This window comes from Arthrobacter sp. M2012083 (assembly GCF_000281065.1).
GTDB lineage: Bacteria > Actinomycetota > Actinomycetes > Actinomycetales > Micrococcaceae > Arthrobacter.
The window spans coordinates 74357-89156 of sequence record NZ_AKKK01000039.1; the positions used below are offsets into that span (position 1 = coordinate 74357).

The 14800-nt window shown below is 62.5% G+C and carries 16 protein-coding genes; 10 read left to right on the top strand and 6 right to left on the bottom strand.

Features of this window, described 5'->3' with window-relative positions; all coding sequences use genetic code 11:
• Positions 1-54: 54 nt before the first annotated feature.
• Both A477_RS0116305 and A477_RS0116310 read left to right on the top strand, forming a co-directional pair.
• Positions 55-705 (top strand): CG0192-related protein, encoded by a 651-nt coding sequence (locus tag A477_RS0116305; RefSeq protein WP_017200009.1) that lies wholly within the window; start codon positions 55-57, stop codon positions 703-705.
• Between the two features lie 83 nt (positions 706-788).
• Entirely contained in the window at positions 789-1211 is a 423-nt protein-coding gene (locus A477_RS0116310) for a hypothetical protein (protein ID WP_017200010.1), read from the top strand.
• A gap of 47 nt (positions 1212-1258) precedes the next feature.
• Here A477_RS0116310 and A477_RS0116315 read toward each other — a convergent pair whose 3' ends face one another.
• Positions 1259-1561 carry a DUF3040 domain-containing protein gene (locus A477_RS0116315; protein ID WP_017200011.1) on the bottom strand — a complete coding sequence of 101 codons (303 nt, stop codon included), beginning with the start codon at positions 1559-1561 and terminating at the stop codon, positions 1259-1261.
• A gap of 267 nt (positions 1562-1828) precedes the next feature.
• Between A477_RS0116315 and A477_RS23345 the strand changes: the two genes are divergently transcribed.
• Positions 1829-2302, top strand: coding sequence for a hypothetical protein (locus A477_RS23345; RefSeq protein WP_157367110.1), 474 nt, complete (start codon positions 1829-1831; stop codon positions 2300-2302).
• Here the strand turns inward: A477_RS23345 and A477_RS0116325 are convergent.
• Together A477_RS0116325 and A477_RS0116330 are read right to left on the bottom strand one after the other, a co-directional pair.
• Entirely contained in the window at positions 2299-3039 is a 741-nt protein-coding gene (locus tag A477_RS0116325) for an IclR family transcriptional regulator (RefSeq protein WP_014922858.1), read from the bottom strand. The two genes, A477_RS23345 and A477_RS0116325, sit on opposite strands and share 4 nt — an antisense overlap.
• Entirely contained in the window at positions 3039-3854 is an 816-nt protein-coding gene (locus A477_RS0116330) for an IclR family transcriptional regulator (RefSeq protein WP_017200013.1), read from the bottom strand. The genes A477_RS0116325 and A477_RS0116330 overlap by 1 nt, the downstream gene beginning before the upstream one ends.
• A 174-nt stretch (positions 3855-4028) precedes the next feature.
• Between A477_RS0116330 and A477_RS0116335 the strand changes: the two genes are divergently transcribed.
• The 5 genes from A477_RS0116335 (at position 4029) to A477_RS0116355 (ending at position 8182) form a co-directional block, all read left to right on the top strand.
• Complete coding sequence (locus A477_RS0116335) at positions 4029-5075, top strand: zinc-dependent alcohol dehydrogenase (RefSeq protein ID WP_237715816.1); 1047 nt, start codon at positions 4029-4031, stop codon at positions 5073-5075.
• 81 nt (positions 5076-5156) lie between these two features.
• Positions 5157-6050, top strand: coding sequence for a transketolase (locus A477_RS0116340; RefSeq protein ID WP_017200015.1), 894 nt, complete (start codon positions 5157-5159; stop codon positions 6048-6050).
• The gene (locus A477_RS0116345) at positions 6047-6979 is read left to right on the top strand and encodes a transketolase family protein (RefSeq protein ID WP_011776202.1); all 933 of its coding nucleotides are present in this window, start codon (positions 6047-6049) and stop codon (positions 6977-6979) included. The genes A477_RS0116340 and A477_RS0116345 overlap by 4 nt, the downstream gene beginning before the upstream one ends.
• 17 nt (positions 6980-6996) lie before the next feature.
• Positions 6997-7386, top strand: a complete 390-nt coding sequence (locus tag A477_RS0116350) for a PfkB family carbohydrate kinase (protein WP_017200016.1) — start codon at positions 6997-6999, stop codon at positions 7384-7386.
• 28 nt (positions 7387-7414) lie between these two features.
• The gene (locus A477_RS0116355) at positions 7415-8182 is read left to right on the top strand and encodes an SDR family NAD(P)-dependent oxidoreductase (RefSeq protein ID WP_011776204.1); all 768 of its coding nucleotides are present in this window, start codon (positions 7415-7417) and stop codon (positions 8180-8182) included.
• Between the two features lie 65 nt (positions 8183-8247).
• Here the strand turns inward: A477_RS0116355 and A477_RS0116360 are convergent, their stop codons facing one another.
• Both A477_RS0116360 and A477_RS0116365 read right to left on the bottom strand, forming a co-directional pair.
• Positions 8248-9264: an alcohol dehydrogenase catalytic domain-containing protein gene (locus A477_RS0116360; protein WP_017200017.1), complete on the bottom strand. Its 1017-nt coding sequence runs from the start codon at positions 9262-9264 to the stop codon at positions 8248-8250.
• Positions 9265-9338: 74 nt separating this feature from the next.
• Complete coding sequence (locus A477_RS0116365; protein WP_011776206.1) at positions 9339-10640, bottom strand: MFS transporter; 1302 nt, start codon at positions 10638-10640, stop codon at positions 9339-9341.
• A gap of 255 nt (positions 10641-10895) precedes the next feature.
• On the opposite strand from A477_RS0116365, the gene A477_RS0116370 reads away from it, so the two are divergent.
• Positions 10896-11672: an SDR family oxidoreductase gene (locus A477_RS0116370; RefSeq protein ID WP_017200018.1), complete on the top strand. Its 777-nt coding sequence runs from the start codon at positions 10896-10898 to the stop codon at positions 11670-11672.
• Positions 11673-11712: 40 nt separating this feature from the next.
• Here the strand turns inward: A477_RS0116370 and glmS are convergent, their stop codons facing one another.
• On the bottom strand, positions 11713-13617 hold the full coding sequence (gene glmS, locus A477_RS0116375) for a glutamine--fructose-6-phosphate transaminase (isomerizing) (RefSeq protein ID WP_017200019.1): 1905 nt from the start codon (positions 13615-13617) through the stop codon (positions 11713-11715).
• A 126-nt stretch (positions 13618-13743) separates the two neighbouring features.
• Between glmS and A477_RS0116380 the strand changes: the two genes are divergently transcribed.
• On the top strand, positions 13744-14796 hold the full coding sequence (locus A477_RS0116380) for a substrate-binding domain-containing protein (RefSeq protein WP_017200020.1): 1053 nt from the start codon (positions 13744-13746) through the stop codon (positions 14794-14796).
• The last annotated feature ends 4 nt before the right edge of the window (positions 14797-14800 follow it).

The following is a 14800-nucleotide window of genomic DNA, read 5'->3' on the forward strand; positions in this document are numbered from 1 at the left end:
CAGGGCGCAGCGGCCGGTAGTCGAGGTCACAGTGCCCTGCCCTAGGCTGGGACCATGGCGATCATTCACAAGGCAACCCTGTCCCCGTCCAAGCTCGAACTCATCGCTGACTACCTCCCGAAGCAGCCCTGGTTCATCCAGGACGGTTCCCCGGAGCTCATCGGCGCCTACCGCTTTGACGATCCCGCTGGCGAGGTCGGCCTCGAGACGCACGTTGTCGCTGCGGGCGAACGCGTTTACCAAGTTCCCCTTAGCTACCGCGGCTACGAACTGGCCGGTGCTGAAGAGTGGCTGGTGGGGACCATGGACCACTCCGTCCTCGGCAAGCGCTGGGTGTACGACGCATGCGCCGATCCCGTCTACGTCAAGGCACTGGCCACCGCAATCCTCACCGGCCAGCAGGAGGCGGAACAGTTTGTGGACGGCGAACCGGAGCCCCGGCCAAGCACCGTCACGGTCAAGGGCAGCGGAAAGCTCGACGGCGGCGTCCCGGCCTTGAGTGCCTCAGCGCCGGTATCGGGCAGCGGCGTGACAATCATTGATGCGGGCGAGCTGCGGTTGAAAGTCACCCGGGTCCTGGACGTGGCAGCAGAGATCTCCGCCACTACGGCAGCAGCACAGGAACTTCACGGCGAGCTCACCCTCAACGGTCAATGGGCAGGGCTGGCGGACACCGTGGAGCTGGCATCGGTGGTTCGAAACTAACGGCAAGCAGGGGCATCTGTTGGTCACCGCAGCTCCGGCGTAGGCTGACAATGACGCCGTCTAACTACGTGAGGGGTTTCATCATGTACAAAGCGCAAAGCATCATTCCCGCAGCCCAGGACCTTGCCCGCGAGTGGGTAACGCATGCAACAGAGGGCACATCCGCACAGACAGATGCAGTGGTGAGGTGGGCCTTGACCCGTATCAACCACGCAGACGTCCCGTCCGTGGTTCATGGAGTCATGCTCACGCTGACGGGGAACAAAAAGACGGCCAAGGAAGCGCGTCGCACCGCGGCCAGGGCAGTGAAGAGGACCACACAGGCCCTCAGCCGCAAGACCACGCAGCGCAGCTCCCGCCGAGCCGTTTGGTTTACCACGTTGGCTGCCGCTGTTGTAGGTGCGGGCGCAGTATTTGCCTGGCGCATGATGGTGCCACCGGGCGAGCCGGAGCCGGTCAAACAGCCGGAGGCGCCGCTTCAGCAGCCCGTTCCTCCAGTGCCCTAAGGTCTCGTCGCGACGCCGGCCCCGTTAAGGGGCCGGCGTCGTCGTCGTTAAGGGGCCGCGTCGTCGTCGCGCCGTTCAATCCGCTTCCGCAGCGAGGTTCCGGCCAGGAGCCAATAGGCTCCGGCGCTGGCCAGCAGGAAGCCCGCAACGCCCAGGATCACAAGCTGGGTGACGATCCCTGCAATGAGCAGAACAAAGCCGGCCAGGACTGCCAGGGCGCCGAAAACCGTACGGGCTATCGCCCCACGTGGGCGGCCCGACTTCAGCTCAAAGGCGAGGTCGGGATCCGTTGCAGCGAGATCCCGCTCCAGCTCTTCCAAGCTCCTGCGTTCTTCATCCGACAACGACATCGGAATTCCTCACCACACAAGCAGGGCCGCAACCTGCGGCGATGCTCAGAACATCTGCACGAGCGCTGCTTGCCGTGCCATGCCTTCATTATCTGCCCGTTCACGACTTCTAGCCACAGGCAAAACGGGCGGTTATCGGGAGCAATCCCCATCGGCCGAGTCTCCACAACTTACCAATGGTCCTAAGCATGCTTACGATGGAGGGGCAGGTTCCTGACGCACCACGAGTACGGAAATCCAACCGCCGACTGGAAAGTTGAAATCCCCATGGCACGACGAAGCGCTAAAAAGGCATCACAGCCGGGGCCCCTGCCCGCTCCCGGCGCGCAACCCAAGCGACGCCGACCTGGACGGGCCATCTGGCTCATCGCCATGGGTCTTGTAGCGGGGGTGGCAGGCGGAGCTTTTGCTTTCCGCATGCTCGTGCCACCGGGAGAGCCCGAGCCCGTTCGGAACCGGGGGGACGAGCCAAAGGGAGCCTCGCGGCTGGAGGCATCGCCCACTCATGCTTCCCAGCCCCCTGTGGCACAGCCGGCGGAAATCCTGGTCCCTGAAGAGCCGGTCGAAATCTCGACCAGGATGCGGCCGGGCGAATGGACCGAAGAGTCACTGCTGGAGCACATCGAGGATTACAAGCAGCAGATCCGTGACATGGGAGCGAGAGAAACGCAGATCGTCACTAACGTGGAGCGGACCGAGGAGGGTGCTGCCCGCGTGGTGGTCAGCTGGGATCGATCCTAGAGTTTGGCCGCTGTTTCCTTCGCCGCTTCCTGCAGCAACGCAATAAATTCGTCCTGCCGAGGAAGGACGTCATCACGAAGTCCGGCAACTGACAGTGCCCCGCGTAATACGCCATGGGAATCGAACAGCGGCACTCCCAGTGCGGCGACACCGACGGTGACGTCCTGGTCAGACACACTGAAGCCGCGTTCCCGGATGATTTTTGCGTCAGCCTCAACCTGCTCTGCTGTGGTGAGGGTGTTCGGCGTGATCGCCTGCAGCGGAGCCGACGCTGTGACGCTGTGCCTGAGTTGGTCATCCCATGCCATGATGGCCCGCGACGTTGCACCTGCGTGCGGCGGGAGGGTGCCGCCGGGGTTGAGGAGCAGCAGCGTCACTTTGGTCCCTTTGACCCAATCGAGGCAGGTCACGAGTTGGTTCCTTACGGCGCAGAGATAGACGGTCTGGCCCGTGAGCTCGTTGAGGCGGGCCATGGCGGGACGGGCTGCGGAGACCTCCGGAATCCCTTGAAGGGAAGCACTTGCTAGGTGAAGGATCTGCGTACCGAGTTGAGCCCTGCCATCTTCCCGGATTCCGATCAGTTCCACGTGTTCGAGCGCGTCAAGCAACCGGTACACGCTGGGGCGCGGCATGGAAATTGCCTCGGCGATGTCCACCACGCTCATGGGTCCGTTGTCGGCCAGCGCGTTGAGGAGGTCAGCACTGTTGGCCATCACCTTGATGGGTTTCGCTGCCACTAGACGGCCCCGCTTTCTACGGCCGGCAGATGAGCCTCCGGCAGCTGAATCGCACCAAGCGCCCGGCTTACGGTTGCGGCAGCAGATTGGACCATCGCGACGGGGTCGTAGTCGCTGTGGAACACCCTGTGGGTTTGGCCACTGATGGACAGCGCTCCTACAACGGCACCAGTGTGGTTGAAGATTGGCGCACCAACGCCGCCAATCCCCTGACCCCAATCGCTGTGCGCCACTGCAACGCCGGCGGACGCCGTTTCCGCTAGGAGTCGGCGAAGTTCCTCTGCGTTATGGGCCACCGGGCCGAACAGTTCATCCTCAGGCAGGTCCCTCAAATAGCATTGGACCACCTCGGGGATTTCGAAGGCGAGGATAGCCCTGGGCGCGGCCCCCTGGCCCAAGGGCATGGACTCGCCCAATCTAAGGTTGTGGATCTGGACATCCAGGCCATCGATTCGGTCAATGCACACGGCCCGGAGGCCGCGCCTGATGCACAGGAACGATGTCTGGCCAGTGGCAGCGTGCAACCTCTCAAGCTCTGGCCGCGCCAGGTCCCTCAGGTCCAGCTGGGCTTCCAGCTTTGCTCCGAGCCGAACAAAATCGAGGCCGAGCCGGGTCTTGCCGCGGCGCGACCCATCCTCCACCCAGCCGATCGCCTGGAGCGTCGAGAGCAGCCTGTAGAGGGAGCTTGCGGGTTCAGCTGTGCGCTCAGCGAGTTCGCTCACGGTCAGCTCGCCTGCCTCAGCGATCGCGCGAAGGACTGCCGCAGATTTGGTCACGAGGTTCATTCCACCGCTGGGATCCGTTGCTTCCGTCATTGGAACCTCTCACCTAGCGGACACACATCATGACTCACGATACGTAAGGCCCATGACCAATGCAACAACGGCGTCGCCAACAGATATTTATCAACCAGTGGAACTTATGTCCGCCAGTTGATAACTTGAAGGGAAGTGGTCAAGAACCATGCCGTGCACCCGAAGGAGCAGTCGATGACGACACCAACCATTGAAACCATCCCGGATATCCGGGCAGCCGTCCTCAAGGCCCCAGAGCAGTTCGGCACGCAGCGACTACGGCGCCCGGAGGCAGGGCCGGGCGAAGTTCTTGTTCGGGTCTCATTCACCGGCATCTGCGGCTCGGACTTCCCCATTGTGAGCGGCACCCACCCCCGAGCTACTCTTCCACTGGTGATGGGGCACGAAATTACCGGCACCATTGAGAATCCAGGGGACAGCGGACTGACTGAGGGCGCCACGGTGGCCGTCAACCCCCTCCTGCCCTGCGACACCTGCGGCGCCTGCCGGAAGGAACTGTGGCACGTCTGCAGAAACCTGAGGCTGCTTGGCATCGATACGCCCGGATCCATGGCGGAATTGATCGCCGTACCTGCCGCGAACGTCATTCCCTTCTCCGAAAATGTCCCCGCCAAGGAAGCAGCCCTGGCCGAGCCGCTCGCAGTAGCAGTTCACGCCATTCGGAGGGCCAGGCTCGCAGCAGGCGAGCGCGTGCTGATCTTCGGCGCAGGACCCATCGGAATCCTGGTTGCGCTGGCCGCCCGTCACGCAGGTGCGGCTGACGTTGCTGTCGTGGAGCCAAGCGAACGACGCCGGGAAGTAGTTGAGGCGCTCGGCCTCCGGGCGCTCGGGCCAAGTGACATCCCGGTAGCCAAGGAGCATGGCGAGACCGCCACCGACGTTGTCTTCGATTGCGCAGGGCATCACAGCGTCACGCCCCTTCTAACCAAGGTGGCGCCAGTGCGGGGGCGGATTGTGATTGTGGCCGTGCACCACGGATCGGCCGAGGTGGACCTGCGCGAGCTCGCCTTTGCCGAACAGGAAATCATCGGGGTGCGCGTCTACGAGTCCGCAGACTTCGCCGAGTCCGTACGGCTGATCAGCCACCATGAACTTCCACTGGCAGGAATTCCGATCTCTGAATACCCCCTGGAATCGGTGGAAGAGGCTTTTGCCGAGGCGCGGTCAGGCACTGGAGCTGTGAAGATCCTTGTGCGAAGCCTGCCCCAACCCCTGCATTAATTATCATTTTCTGGACAAATTGTCCGTATCACGGCAATAATGGGCGGTAGACCTGCTGACACGATCGATGAGGACAATGTCATGTCAAGAACGCAAGCAACCAAGACCGGAACGGCCGAACTCCAGAGGCTTGCAGCCGCTGGCCGCTGGCACGTCATCAAGACCGTGGCAGATGCCAAAGCCGGCCACATCGGCGGCCCGCTGTCTGCAATGGACCTGCTGGTTTCCCTGTACTTCAACGAACTTTCTGTTGACCCCGGGAATCCGCAGGACCCCGCCCGAGACCGTTTCATCCTCTCCAAAGGACATTGCGCCATTGGCCTGTATTCGGTCCTGGCACTCCGCGGCTACTTCCCTGTGGAGGAACTGGCCACTTTCGATCAGGGCGGATCGCGGCTTCAAGGCCACCCGGACATGAAGCTCACCCCCGGCGTGGACAGCTCCAGCGGTTCCCTGGGCCAGGGTCTATCGGCCGGAGCCGGCATGGCAATGGCCGCCAAGCAACTCGGAACGGACTTCCACACGTGGGTCATGTTGGGCGACGGCGAACTCGAAGAGGGAATGGTGTGGGAGGCAGTCCACACGGCACGTCGCTTCAAGCTTGACAATCTCACGGCGGTCATCGACCTCAACGGACTTCAGCAGTATGGATGGCCCGTCTCCGAAGACGATGACCGGTTCGACCGCTCAAACCCGTGGTCCGGCGTAGACCTCAGCGGAGTCTTCACGTGCTTTGGCTGGAACGTCATCAGCATCGACGGGCACGACTTCGACGCAATTCACGACGCCTTTGACCGCGTCCGTGAGCAACGGGGTTCAGGAAAGCCAACCGTCATCTTAGCCAAGACCACCAAAGGCAAGGGCGTGTCCTTTACCGAGGGCACCTACAAGTGGCACAACGGCATTGCCACACCGGAACAACTGGCCAGCGCAGCCGCTGAACTCGGCCAGGTTTTCGAAGGAGAAGCAAAGTGAAGGCGCAACGCGACGTATGGGGCCAGACCCTTGTAGATCTTGCCAGGACGGACAGCCGGGTTGCAGTGGTCGACGGCGATCTTGCCACGTCCACCAAAGCTGACCTGTTCGCCGACGCGTTCCCGGACCGGTTCTTCGAAATCGGCATCGCGGAGCAGAACATGGTGGGCGTTGCCTTTGGCCTGTCCACTCTGGGTTTCCGTCCATGGCTATCCACCTTTGGGGTATTCCTAACCCACCGCGCTCTGGACCCCATCCGCATGCTGGTCTCCCAGACCGGAGCACCCGTCAAGATCGCCGCCTCCTATTCCGGCCTCCTCAACGGCAGCAGCGGGAAGACCCATCAGGACATTGAGGACCTGGCCATCATGCGTGCAATGCCGGGCATGACCGTGATCGCCCCGGCCGACGCAATAGAAGCCGAAGCAGCTATCCGATGGGCGGCAGACCACGACGGTCCCGTCTACCTGCGGTTGGCACGGGACGCCGTTTCCGACATTTTCAGTCCGGGCCATGCATTCACGCCGGGAACAGTACATGTATTACGCGAGGGCAATGACGCACTTCTGGTTTCCACAGGTGTCCAGAGTTCGCGTGTCATGGATGCTGCAGCTCTGCTCGCCGAAGAAGGAATCGAAGCCCGGGTGGTTCACGTTCCCTGCCTCAAACCCGTGGATGAAGCTGCTCTGCTATCTGCCCTCTCAGGCCCTGCACCAATCTTCACTATCGAAGAACACAGCATTATTGGAGGACTGGGCGGGCTGGTAAGTGAGCTGGTTACCAGCACCACGCTGGGCAAAACGGTCACTCGGCTGGGACTTGCGGACGCATGGTCCGAGTCCGCTCCCAACAGCTACCTGTTGGACAAATACGGGCTCTCGCCCGCCCGCGTAGCCGGCCAGGTCCGGCACGCGCTGGCCGACGACTAGGCGAGGGCGCTGATCCCATGAGCAGCCTCACCCACAGAGTCCAAGCAGCACGGTCCCTCGGCGACGCGGGCACCGGCACCGTGCTGGCCAGCATGGGCGGAGATGGACTCATCGGGCTAGGCCCGGATGGCGTCCTGTGGGCCCGGGCGCCACAGACCCCCGTGGTCAATACCACAGGTGCTGGCGACGCAGCACTTGCCGGATTCCTCAGCGAAACCTCCCTCGACCCCGGAGGGCCCACCGGAGCACATCATCGTAGATCAGCCTTCACCGAAGCGCTGGCGCGTTCCGCTGCCTGGGGCGCGCTCGCCGTCGGGCGTTCCACCACAGCCTTGGGCAGCCTCGAGGGAGCGCCGGACGTCACCTTCCAAGAGCCTGATCCAACCTTCCGCCTCAGCAAGCTCTGAGGCACAAAACCTAGCAAGGGAGCATCTCATGAACGCACAACAGACGGCCCTGATCACTGGCGGGGCACAAGGAATCGGCGCCAAGGTGGCACATACTCTGGCAAACCGCGGCTGGCGGGTCCTCGTGGCCGATCTCAACGAGGGGCCGGCCAAAGACCTGGCAGAAGAACTCAATTCCTTTTCTCCCGCGGCCTCCCCCCACCTTGGGTTCGGCGTCGACGTGGCTGACGAGATCAGCGTCCAAGCCCTCCTTGGTGCCGTCGCGGGCGAAACGGACCGGCTGGACGGTTTGGTGAACTGCGCCGGAAACATCCTTCGCCAGCCTGCCGAGGAGCTGGACATCGCACAATGGCGGCGTCTGCTGGACATTCATCTGACGGGTTCAATGCTCACGGCAAAGGCGGCTTTTCCACTCCTCAAATCGAGCCGTGGCTCTATTGTGAACATCGCGTCAGTAGGGTCCACCTTTGGCTTGCCGGGGAGATCTGCCTATGCCACCGCCAAGACCGGGATGCTGGGACTGACCAGGACCTTGGCCGTTGAATGGGGCGTCCATAAGATACGCGTCAATGCAGTCGCTCCCGGTTACGTAAATACGGAGATGGTGCGTAGCGGCTTGCGCAACGGCACATTGAACCAAGAGGTTCTCTTGGGACGGACTCCCCTCGGGAGGCTTGCCGAGCCGGAAGAAATCGCGAACGTGATCGCTTTCCTGCTCTCCCCGGACGCGTCGTTCATCCACGGCGAGGTCATTAAGATCGACGGCGGACTCACCATCGACGGCACGTTCAGTTAGCAGCCACACACCAAGGAAGGGCGGCCGGAACATTCCGGCCGCCCTTTTGCTGCGTTCACGAGGCATCAGGGTTCGACGGCGATCTTCGGCGCAGCGCCCCGGCCCACCTTGTCGAAGGCAACGGCTATGTTGCTGAGCGGCACCGTCTCAACCAGCAGCTCCCCCAACCCGGGATATGTCTGGAGGATGTCCAGTGCCAGCCCGTAGTCCGGGCGGTGCGAGCTGTAGCTGGTGATGATGTCCAGTTCCTTCCGCACGGCATCGTTGGCTGCCAACACCGGCGGCGCTCCATACAGTGCCACCACCACCAACCGCCCTTGGACAGGAAGCCCACGGACAGCATCGGCCAAGGCCGCGGAGGCTCCGGCAGCTTCGATCCACACGTTTGGCTTGAAACCGGGGGGAACGGTATCCACCAGGTCCAGCCCCAGCTGTTCGGCGAGACCGGCCCGTGCTGCCACGTCTTGGGTCATCCCCTTGAGCACCACACGGGCACCGAGATACTGGCAGACCACTGCAGACAGGATCCCGATGGTGCCGGGACCACTGACAACTACGGTGTCCTCGGCTGTCACGCGCCCACGGCTTGCAACCGCCCTTGCGGCAACCGAGAGAGGTTCTGTCAGCACCGCCGTCCGGGCTGGCACAGCGTCGGGTACGGCCAGCAACTGGGATGCGGGGATGCGAACGAAACGTGCGGCGCCCCCGTCGCGCGTCAGGCCCAAAGTGACCTTATCCGGGCAGCCGTTCGCGTAGTCAGCCGTACAAGCGGCGCAGTCCCCGCAGCCGGACTGGGCGATGGCCACCACGCGGGTCCCTGGCTTCAGGCCGCCGGGGTCCTCGCTCTGGACGATCGTCCCCACAATCTCGTGGCCCAGAACGGTACCGCACGGAACCCAGCCGTACCCATCGTCGCCGTTCCAGATGTGGAGATCGGACCCGCACAAACCACAGTATTCCGTTGCTACGAGCACTTCGCCGGCTCGAAGCCGCGGGGTTTCCTGCATTCTGATCTCGATGCTCCGCTTATCCATCGAAGAGCGGACAGCCGCGGCTGCGGTCGCGGGGAGGGTGGTAATCATGATGATTCCTTCCGGATACGGCAGTTCCCGGCGTGCCAGTGGCGCCGCCGGGAACTGCCGTGATGTGGGCAGTACTAGATTTGATCCAGGGGAACGCCGGTGTTGTTCTTCCACTTCAGGACCACAACACTGGATACCGCCGCAACTGCGATGACATAGAGGTTGAAGATCCAGCCACTGCCAATCGAGTAAAGCCAAGTGCTGAGGTAGGACGCCGTACCGCCACAGACAGCCACGCCGAGGGAGATGGAAACGCCAAAGATCCTGGTGCGGTAACGGGTGGGAATCTGTTCTGAAATCGCTGCCGGCTTGGAACCTGTAATAAAGGCGACCAGCAACAGTCCTGCTGTCTGGGCAACAAGCAACGTCCATGGCTCGCTGGTCATCAGGCCCCAGAGCGGGAATACCGTGGCTGCGATACCCACCAGCGAGATAAGGGTTGTGATCTTCCTTCCCCAGTGATCGGAGATCCAGCCGGAGACCGGGAGGAAAGCGATATAGACCACCTGTGCTATCACGCTCATCACGAACGCCTGGCCCGGATCCATGCCCCTGACGCCGATTGCATAGATAGCTGCCGAGGTGACCCACGTGTAGTACGTGAGCGTAGATCCAGCCTCGTAGAGGAACAACTTCACGCCTGCGGCAAATACCTGCTTCTTGCTCCACGGGGGCGCAGCGCTGCCAGCCTGGGCAACGGCCACATGCTCACTTTCCATCATGCCGCGGCGCAACCACAGTGCAGCCACAGCCAGCAGCGCACCGGCTGCGAAGGGAATTCGCCAGCCCCATTCCATCATTTCCGACTTGCTGATCAGGCCGGTCAGTACCGCCATGAAAAGCGTCGCCAGGAGGGATCCTGACCCCACTGCGATGAAGACCGTGCTTGACCACAGACCGCGGCGCTTGGCCGGGGCGATTTCAGCGATGTACGCGTAAGACGTCGTCGACTCACCGCCGTGCGCAAAGCCCTGAATCAATCGGGCCAGCAGAAGGAGGAGAGATGCCCAACTGCCGATTGCCGCGTACGAGGGAATGAGGGCGATCCCCAGGCTCGCGCCCGCCATGAGGAACATCGTGGTCAGCAGGACAGTGCGTCGCCCGAGTTTGTCAGCCAGAGGACCGAACACCAGCCCGCCAATGGGACGCATCAGGAAACCGACGGCGAACACGGCCAGCGTGCTCAGCAGCGCAGACATAGGGTTGCTGGAGTTGAAGAGGCTGCCGGCGATGTAGACCGAGGCGACGGTATAGATGGTCCAGTCAAACCATTCCAGCAAGTTTCCTACGCCCGTGGCGAGCAGGGATTTGCGTTGTAGGCGCAACCGTTCCGGGCTGCTTTTCGGTTGGGCTGTGTTCTGCTCAACAATCGTCATTGAATGCTCCCGTGTTGGGAAGCCACACTCTGTGGCTTGACTCGGTTGTGACCAGGGCCAGTGCGAAGCTACGCCATATAGCAAGATTCGCAAGGTGGCCTGGTTGTGCGCCGGAAGGCCCACGTTCTGCACCCAACACCATCATGCGGACAAAGTGTCTGTCAAGTGATAATTTGGTTCTTGGGCGGAATCAACACGAGAAAGCCGCGCCACCCTGAACGGAACATTGCCGGTAGTCCCGGCAGAGGAGGAACGATGGACAGGAATCTTGAGGGCAGAGTAGCTCTTGTCACCGGCGCCAGCAGCGGCATCGGGGCCAGCGTGGTCCGCAGGCTCCTCGCCGCCGGCGCCAAAGTACATGGCGTCGCGCGGAGGCAGGAAGCTTTGAACGCGGTAAGCCCCGAGCATCTGGTCACTGGCCAGCTGGTAACCCACGCTCTGGACGTTGCCGACACTGCGGGAGCGCGGGCTCTGGCGGCGCACCTCGCGGAAACGGATCCCATTGACATTCTGGTCTGCGCTGCGGGGACCAACGTCCCACGCAGGCGAATGGCCGAGCTCGACGACGAGAGTTTCGACCGCATCATGAAGACCAATGTCTACGGCGTCTTCACCTTGCTGTCAGCGACGCTCGATCAGTTGCGGGAACGGCAGGGCGACGTAGTGATCATCTCCAGCATCGCTGCAAGCTGGCCGGACCACAGCGGGGCAGCCTACGGCGCTTCCAAATCCGCGTTGCTGGGTCTGGCCCGGGGCGCATCGCGCGACGAGCACGGCAACGGCATTCGCGTCTGCAGCATTCTGCCGGGCATCGTGGATACTCCCATCCTGGACCTGCGCCCCAGCCCGCCGCCTCGGGAAGTACGGGACTGGGCCATCCACCCGGACGACATTGCAGAAGCGGTACACTGCGCCGTCAGCCTGCCGCCCCGGACCAACATTGCCGAAATCAGCATTGTGGCCACACGGCTGCAGTCCCTGAGCAACACGCAGGCGGCCACGCCGGAACTCCCCGCCTCCATGCGGAGCTGAAGCACCAGGGCTGCCCGCCTCATCAGCGGGCGGCCCTGGGCTATTCCACCGTGACGGACTTGGCGAGATTCCGAGGCTGGTCCACATCGAGTCCCTTTTCAGCGGCAAGACCGGCAGCAAACAGTTGTAGCGGGACCGTGGTCAGCAACGGAGCCAACAGCGGCGACGACTCCGGCACAGTAATTACCTCGTCCGCCCATTCCGCAACAACCCCGTCTTCTTCCTCCGCCACCGCAATGACCCTGCCGCCGCGGGCCTTGATCTCCTGGATGGTGGACATGACCTTGGAATGCAAAAGACTGCTGTGCCGGAGCGAGGGAACAATGACAATGACCGGCTGCCCGTGATCAATGAGCGCGATCGCACCATGCTTGAGCTCTCCGGCAGCAAATCCCTCTGCATGGATATAGGCAAGCTCCTTGAGCTTCAACGCTCCCTCCAAGGCCACAGGGAACCCGACATGCCGGCCCACGAACAATACCGACGTCGCTTCGCGCATGTCGGCTGCCAACGCTTTGACCCGCGGCGCGCCCTCCAAGGTGCGCTGGATGAGATCCGGCACCATCCGCAGCTCCCGCGCCACGGCGAACGTTTCTTCTGTCAGGGCAGTCCCACGAAGCTGCGCCAGGTAGAGACCCAAGAGGATATTAGCCGTTACCTGCGCCAAGAAGGCCTTGGTGGAGGCGACCGCGATTTCGGGTCCGGCCAGCGTATGAAGGACGCCGTTCGACTCGCGGGCAATCGTGGACCCTTGGGTGTTGCAGATGGAGAGCACAATGGCGCCTTGTTCACGCGCGTAACGGACAGCCATCAGCGTGTCCATGGTCTCCCCGGATTGGGAAATGGCCACCACAAGCGTCCGGGAATCCAGCATGGGGGTTCGGTACCGGAATTCGTGGGCAAGGTCGACCTCCACCGGGATCCTGCACCAACGCTCGATCGCGTACTTCGCAATCTGTCCGCCATAGGACGCGGTGCCGCACGCCACCACCACTACCTTGTTGATCCCGGCGAACGTGGAGTCGTCGATGCCCGAGCCGTCCAAGCGGACAGAGCCGTCTACGCCGATGCGACCCTGAATGGTCCGCCGCACAGCTTCGGGTTGTTCCAGCATCTCCTTGGCCATGAAAGACGAATGGCCGCCCTTTGATGCGGTGGCAGGGTCCCAGTCGACTGCCACTTCCGCGACTTCCACCGGGGCGCCGTTGAAGTCGGTCACCGCAATATTGTCCGCGGTGACGGCGACAACCTGATCCTGGCCCAACTCAACTGCGCGCCTCGTAAATTCGCCGAAAGCCGCGACGTCGGAACCCAGGAAATTTTCGTCGTCGCCCATTCCGACGACGAGAGGCGAGTTCCGCCGCGCAGCCACCACGAGTCCCGAGTGGTCAGCGTGGACCGCCAAGAGCGTAAAGGAGCCTTCCAGTTCGAGGCAGGTGCGGCGCATGGCTTCTGCCAGGGCATCTTCCGCGGCGGCCGGAGCCGCGCAGTCGGCGACCACCGCGCGGTACGCCTGCGCGAGTAAGGCCGCGGCCACCTCGGTATCCGTCTCCGAAGCGAAGTCGTGCCCGTTTCCTGACAACGCATGTCTCAGCGTCGCAGCGTTTTCGATGATGCCGTTGTGGATCACCGCCAACCGGCCCTGATCGGCCAGATGCGGGTGGGCATTGGCATCCGTCGGAGCACCGTGCGTGGCCCACCTGGTATGCCCAATGGCCACCTTCCCGTCAGGAAGCGGCTCGGCATCGACCGCAGCCGCGAGGTTGCTGATCTTTCCCGTTTTCTTACGGACGTGAATGCGTCCCTCCGACTGGATGGCGATGCCCGACGAGTCGTAGCCCCTGTATTCAAGGCGGCGCAGGCCGCCCATCACGACATCCAGGGCACGTTGCCGACGGGCGTTAACTGAGTCGGCACTGCCGACGTAACCAACGATTCCACACATGGGGGCCAGCCTAATCGAGTTCGGAAATTTCTGCCAGAAACTATTGTTCGGAAAGAAATTCCTGCTAGGCTTGTGATCAACACCACCCCCCAATCAGAGAGTTCCTCTCGACAGAAAGGCCTCGAAATGACCGCTCGTACACAACGTCGTGGACTGACCGTCAAGGCAGCTGCCTTCATCGCGGCGGCCGGACTCACGGCAACCCTCGCCGCATGTTCTTCATCGGCAGCCGATTCCAAACCGCTGGTAGGGCTCATCACCAAGACCGATGACAACCCCTACTACGTCAAGATGCGCGAGGGCGCCGAAAAGAAGGCCGCAGAACTGGGCTTCGAGCTCCAGTCGCTTTCCGGCCAGGGCCAGAGCGACAACGACTCCCAGGTCAAGGCAATCGAAAACCTGGTAGCCCGCGGTGCCAAGGGAATCATGATCGCTCCGTCGGACTCGGAAGCCATCCTTCCTGCCATCAAGAAGGCAAGGGATGCCGGGGTCTTCGTCGCAGTTCTGGACTCCCCCACCAACCCCACTGATGCCGCCGACGCCACTTTCGCAACCGACAACTTCCAGGCGGGCGTCCTCATCGGACAGTGGGCCAAAGCCCAGTTCGCCAACAAGCCGGCAAAAATCGCCATGCTGGACCTCAGCCCGGCCCAAGTAGCCGTTGACGTCCAGCGCAACCAGGGATTCCTGCAAGGCTTCGGAGTCGACGTGGCCGACAAGAACAAGATCGGCGACGAAAAAGACCCCCGGATCGTGGGCCACGAAGTCACCAACGCCAACGAAGCCGGCGGCCGGGCTGCCATGGAGAAGCTCCTCCAGCGGGATCGCACCATCAACCTCGTTTACACGATCAACGAGCCGGCCGCTGCCGGCGCTTACTCTTCCATCAAGGCAGCCGGCCTGGACGGTCAAGTAACGGTGGTCTCCATCGACGGCGGCTGCCCGGGAGTCAATGACGTCAAGGCCGGTGCAATCGGGGCAACGTCCATGCAGTTCCCCATAAAGATGGCCACCGACGCACTTCAAGCCATCAATGCCTACCTGAAGGACGGCACCAAGCCAAGCACCACAGAAGGCCTCGATTTCACCAACACCGGCGTCACGCTCATCACCGATCAGGCAGCACCGGGCGTCACTTCCGAACCGACTTCCTGGGGCTTGGAGAACTGCTGGGGCTAAGGCC

What these genes read in the sequence shown, in the direction of transcription:
- A477_RS0116355 (WP_011776204.1), top strand. Translation starts at nt 7,415, where the DNA reads ATGAACGCACAACAGACGGCCCTGATCACTGGCGGGGCACAAGGAATC.
- A477_RS0116360 (WP_017200017.1), bottom strand. Translation starts at nt 9,264, where the DNA reads ATGATTACCACCCTCCCCGCGACCGCAGCCGCGGCTGTCCGCTCTTCG.
- A477_RS0116370 (WP_017200018.1), top strand. Translation starts at nt 10,896, where the DNA reads ATGGACAGGAATCTTGAGGGCAGAGTAGCTCTTGTCACCGGCGCCAGC.
- A477_RS0116380 (WP_017200020.1), top strand. Translation starts at nt 13,744, where the DNA reads ATGACCGCTCGTACACAACGTCGTGGACTGACCGTCAAGGCAGCTGCC.
- A477_RS0116365 (WP_011776206.1), bottom strand. Translation starts at nt 10,640, where the DNA reads ATGACGATTGTTGAGCAGAACACAGCCCAACCGAAAAGCAGCCCGGAA.
- A477_RS0116335 (WP_237715816.1), top strand. Translation starts at nt 4,029, where the DNA reads ATGACGACACCAACCATTGAAACCATCCCGGATATCCGGGCAGCCGTC.
- glmS (WP_017200019.1), bottom strand. Translation starts at nt 13,617, where the DNA reads ATGTGTGGAATCGTTGGTTACGTCGGCAGTGCCGACTCAGTTAACGCC.
- A477_RS0116330 (WP_017200013.1), bottom strand. Translation starts at nt 3,854, where the DNA reads ATGACGGAAGCAACGGATCCCAGCGGTGGAATGAACCTCGTGACCAAA.
- A477_RS0116350 (WP_017200016.1), top strand. Translation starts at nt 6,997, where the DNA reads ATGAGCAGCCTCACCCACAGAGTCCAAGCAGCACGGTCCCTCGGCGAC.
- A477_RS0116310 (WP_017200010.1), top strand. Translation starts at nt 789, where the DNA reads ATGTACAAAGCGCAAAGCATCATTCCCGCAGCCCAGGACCTTGCCCGC.
- A477_RS0116340 (WP_017200015.1), top strand. Translation starts at nt 5,157, where the DNA reads ATGTCAAGAACGCAAGCAACCAAGACCGGAACGGCCGAACTCCAGAGG.
- A477_RS23345 (WP_157367110.1), top strand. Translation starts at nt 1,829, where the DNA reads ATGGCACGACGAAGCGCTAAAAAGGCATCACAGCCGGGGCCCCTGCCC.
- A477_RS0116305 (WP_017200009.1), top strand. Translation starts at nt 55, where the DNA reads ATGGCGATCATTCACAAGGCAACCCTGTCCCCGTCCAAGCTCGAACTC.
- A477_RS0116315 (WP_017200011.1), bottom strand. Translation starts at nt 1,561, where the DNA reads ATGTCGTTGTCGGATGAAGAACGCAGGAGCTTGGAAGAGCTGGAGCGG.